Below are 303 nucleotides of genomic sequence, written 5' to 3'. Positions count from 1 at the left end.
GTAATGCTCGCCGAGCAGGCTGTGCAGAATGCTGGTTTGCTTGAGGTAGATGCTGCCGCCGACGAAGCCGCGGTAGCGCCCGGCGCGGTCTATGACCGGGTGGGAGATGAACACCAGCAGGTTGCCGGTCACCGCCATGTAAGGCAGGCTGACCGTGGGGCGGCGTTCGCGCAGCGCCTCCTGCGCGCCGGGCGAATCGAGCTGGCGGCCCCGGATCTGCAGCGTGTCGGGAGAAGTCGCAAGCACCCGGCCCCGCTCGTCCGCGATCAGCACCGAGTTGAAGCTGTTCGTCTGCAGGCGCAG

At 67.7% G+C, this 303-nt stretch carries 1 protein-coding gene; it reads right to left on the bottom strand.

The features are described 5' to 3' along the window. Positions 1 to 303 (bottom strand): PDC sensor domain-containing protein (locus QZH66_RS18965; protein WP_305807314.1); only part of this gene is annotated, 303 nt, incomplete at both ends.

The organism is Stenotrophomonas sp. YIM B06876 (assembly GCF_030711595.1).
GTDB lineage: Bacteria > Pseudomonadota > Gammaproteobacteria > Xanthomonadales > Xanthomonadaceae > Stenotrophomonas.
The sequence above is the reverse complement of the archived record's forward strand: the minus strand, read 5'-3'. Positions and strand labels throughout refer to the sequence as shown.